The sequence below is a fragment of the Nonomuraea sp. NPDC050691 genome (assembly GCF_040654455.1).
Taxonomy (GTDB): domain Bacteria; phylum Actinomycetota; class Actinomycetes; order Streptosporangiales; family Streptosporangiaceae; genus Nonomuraea.
Genome location: NZ_JBFAIA010000361.1, coordinates 1 through 1,766, shown reverse-complemented (window position 1 = coordinate 1,766; position 1,766 = coordinate 1). Strand labels below are relative to the sequence as shown.

The 1,766-nt window shown below is 26.0% G+C and carries 2 protein-coding genes; both read left to right on the top strand.

Annotated elements, in window-relative coordinates:
• Nucleotides 1-1,080: penicillin-binding transpeptidase domain-containing protein (locus AB0H81_RS44745; protein ID WP_358388694.1), on the top strand; the 1,080-nt coding region annotated here is incomplete at its 5' end.
• Nucleotides 1,070-1,450, top strand: a complete 381-nt coding sequence (gene blaI, locus AB0H81_RS44740) for a penicillinase repressor BlaI (protein ID WP_001284653.1) — start codon at nucleotides 1,070-1,072, stop codon at nucleotides 1,448-1,450. The genes AB0H81_RS44745 and blaI, both read left to right, overlap by 11 nt.
• The last annotated feature ends 316 nt before the right edge of the window (nucleotides 1,451-1,766 follow it).

Genomic DNA, 1,766 nt, shown 5'->3' with positions numbered 1-1,766 from the left:
AATCCATTAGTACATATTGTAAAAAGAAAGATAATTCATGACAATGAAGTAGAAGCCGATAGATTTGTCCTTAATAATATTAACAAAAATGAATTTAAAACTTATGCGGAATCTATTATGGACTCCGTATTAAAAACCTCATTTTTCAACAAAAATATATTAAGCCATTCATTTAATGGTAAAAAATCATTACTCAAAAATAGATTAATTAATATAAAAGAAGCCGATCTGAAAAAGCAGTCAAAATTAATTCTAATTTTTATTTGTATTTTTACTTTTTTTATCATGATAATTCAAAGCCAGTTTTTAATGGGGCAATCCTTAACTGATTATAATTATAAAAAGCCCTTACAAAGCGATTACCAAATTTTAGATGAAAGTAAAAATTTTGGTTCAAATAGTGGATCTTTCGTTATGTACAGCATGAAGAAAGACAAATACTATATTTATAATGAAAAAGAAAGTAGAAAAAGATATTCTCCTGATTCAACTTACAAAATTTATTTAGCACTGTTTGGACTTGACCGTCATATTATAAGTGATAAAAATTCACGTATGTCATGGAATCATAAACATTATCTTTTCGAGTCTTGGAATAAGGAACAAGATTTAAATACAGCAATGCAAAATTCAGTTAATTGGTACTTCGAACGTATTAGTAATCAAATACCAAAGAACTATACTGCGGCTCAACTCAAGCAATTAAATTATGGTAATGAAAATTTGGGAAGTTATAAAAGCTATTGGATGGAAGATAGTTTGAAAATATCTAATCTTGAACAAGTAATAGTTTTTAAAAATATGATGGAACAAAATAACCATTTTAGTAAAAAAGCAAAGAATCAATTATCTTCTTCATTATTGATTAAGAAAAATGAAAAGTATGAACTGTATGGGAAAACAGGTACAGGTATAGTAAACGGGAAGTATAATAATGGGTGGTTTGTAGGTTACGTAATTACAAATCATGATAAGTATTATTTTGCTACACATTTATCAGATGGAAACCCGTCTGGGAAAAATGCTGAATTAATAAGTGAAAAAATATTAAAAGGAATGGGTGTTTTAAATGGCCAATAAGCAAGTTGAAATATCTATGGCTGAATGGGATGTTATGAATATAATATGGGATAAAAAATCAGTATCAGCTAATGAAATTGTAGTTGAAATTCAAAAATATAAAGAAGTTAGTGATAAAACGATTAGAACATTAATCACAAGACTATATAAAAAAGAGATTATAAAACGATACAAATCAGAAAATATTTATTTTTACTCATCAAATATTAAAGAAGACGATATTAAAATGAAAACTGCTAAAACCTTTCTTAATAAACTGTATGGAGGGGATATGAAAAGTTTAGTGTTGAATTTTGCGAAAAATGAAGAATTAAATAACAAAGAAATTGAAGAATTGCGAGATATTTTAAATGATATTAGTAAAAAGTAATTAGAGGTATGTTTCAAACATAATACATATGTAAACTATGCTTGACTCTTATTAAATTAGTTTTGTTAATGACATTTAAAATATATTATTAAAGATGAGAGTGTACAGAAAATAACCATTTTCTGTACACTCTTCTTTTATGTCTAAATAAGTAAGAATTACATAGGATTATGTGTTCAAAAACCCAACAAAAAATCTATGTTCATAAAAGACCTTGTAATTAAGTTATGGTACACTGAAGATGTATATAGGAGGTTTGTATTTTGAAAATAGGTTATGCAAGAGTTTCAACTGGATTACAAAATTTAAATTTACA

What these genes read in the sequence shown, in the direction of transcription:
- blaI (WP_001284653.1), top strand. Translation starts at nt 1,070, where the DNA reads ATGGCCAATAAGCAAGTTGAAATATCTATGGCTGAATGGGATGTTATG.